The 1,980-nt window shown below is 71.7% G+C and carries 1 protein-coding gene; it reads right to left on the reverse strand.

Features of this window, described 5'->3' with window-relative positions; all coding sequences use genetic code 11:
- Positions 1-1,980 (reverse strand): condensation domain-containing protein (locus ACH4PY_RS37080; RefSeq protein WP_398192931.1); only part of this gene is annotated, 1,980 nt, incomplete at both ends.

Raw genomic sequence — 1,980 nt, forward strand, 5'->3', positions numbered from 1 at the left:
GTGGGGGAGGGTGGTGGCCAGGTGGCGGGCGCGGGTGTCGAGCTGGGCGTAGGTGAGGTGCTGGTCGCCGCAGGTCAGGGCGATGGCGTCGGGCCTGAGGCGGACCTGTTCGGCGAACTGGTCGAGGAAGGCGGGGGTTTCGGTGAGGTGCGGGCCGTCGAGGACGGTGGTGTCGTCCGGGCTGAGGATCGGGACGGCGGCGAAGGGTGTGGTGGTGTGGTCGGGGAGGGCGCGTAGCAGGCGGGCGAAGCGCTCGGTCATCCGCTCGATCGTGGCCGCGTCGAAGATCTCCGCGTCGTAGACGAGCGAGAGCACCAGCTCGGGACCGTCGTGCCAACCCTCCATCATCAGGTCGAACTTGGCTTGTCCGAAGCCCCCGTCCAGGTCGGTGGTGTGCAGCCGGGTGAAGCCCTCCACGTCGTGGTCCGCACCCTGCGTGTGGAGGATGGCCATGGTCTGGAAGAGGGGGGTGCGGGCGGGGTCGCGGACGACGCGCAGGCGCGCGGCCAACTCCTCGAAGGGAATGCCCTGGTGGGCGAAGGCGGCGAGGACGTCGTCGCGGGTGCGGTCCAGGAGGGTGCCGAGGGTGGGGTTGTCGGTGAGGTCGGCGCGCAGGACGAGGACGTCGGTCAGGTAGCCGATGGCGGGTTCGAGTTCGAGGCGGTCGCGGCCTGCGGTGACGGTGCCGACGAGGATGTCGTCCTGGCCGGTGTGGCGGGCGAGCAGGGCGTGGTAGGCGGCCAGCAGCACCATGAACATCGTGCTGCCGTGCTCCCGGCCCAGCCGGGCGAGCGCGGCGGTCTCGGCCTCGTCCAGCCGGAGTACGGTCCGCCCACCTGTACGGCGTGGCGCGGGACGGCGCGGGCGGTCCAGGGGCAGTTCGAGCGTTGTGGGGTCGGTGAGGCGCTGCTGCCAGTAGGCGAGGGCTTCGGTGGTGTCCTGCCCGCGCTGCCACAGGGCGATGTCGCCGAACTGTACCGGCAGCGGGGCGAGTTCGCGGCCGGAGTAGAGGGCGGCCAGCTCGTCGTAGAGGATGTTGAGGGACCAGCCGTCACCCAGGATGTGATGCATGACCAGCAGCACCACGTGGTCGTCGGCGCCCAGCCGGATCAGGGTCGCGCGCAGCGGCGGCGCGGCACTGAGGTCGAGCGGAGTGTTCGTGCGCGAAGCCACGAGGGCGAGAGCCTCCTCCTCGTGCGCCGCCGTCAGCGCTTCGACCGGTACGGGTGACGGGGGTTCGACGACGGCGGTGGGCTCGCCGTCGGCTTCGGGGAAGCGGGTGCGCAGGATCTCGTGCCGGGCGGTGACCGCGTCCAGCGCACGGCGCAGCGCAGTCTCGTCGAGGGGGCCGCGTAGGCGCTTGGCCATCCACATGTTGTACGACGCGTCCTGCGGGTCGAGGCGGTGCATGAACCACAGGCGTTCCTGGGCGGGCGACAGCGGCGGCTGTGTGCCCTCCGCGCGTGGGACGGGGCCGCTCACTGCCTCGCCGGGCACTGCCGCGTCCACGAGCGAGGCCAGTTGTGCCACGGTCGGGTGCCGGAAGACGTCACTGACCGCGATCCGGGCGCCGGTACGGGCGTTGAGGCGGGCGGTGAGCATGGCGGCGCGCAGGGAGTGGCCGCCGAGCGCGAAGAAGTCGTCCTCGGCGTGGATGTCATGGACGTCCAGCACTTCTTCCAGGACGTCCGCGACAAGCCGCTCTGCGTCCGTTGTCAGCGGCCGCGCGTCGGAGACCCGTTCCGTCCCGGGGTGGGGGAGGGCTTTGCGGTCGATCTTGCCGTTGGGTGTGAGGGGGAGGGCGGTGAGGGCGATGTAGGTGGTGGGGACCATGTAGCCGGGCAGGCGGGTGGCCAGGTGGGTCTTCAACTCGGCGGGGTCGGGGGCGGGTTGGCCGGGGACGTAGTGGGCGAGGAGGTTCTCGTCGTGGACGGTGACGACGGCCTGGCGGATGCGGGGGTGGGTTTCGAGGGCGGTGGC

This window comes from Streptomyces sp. NPDC021224, from assembly GCF_044332905.1.
Classification (GTDB): domain Bacteria; phylum Actinomycetota; class Actinomycetes; order Streptomycetales; family Streptomycetaceae; genus Actinacidiphila.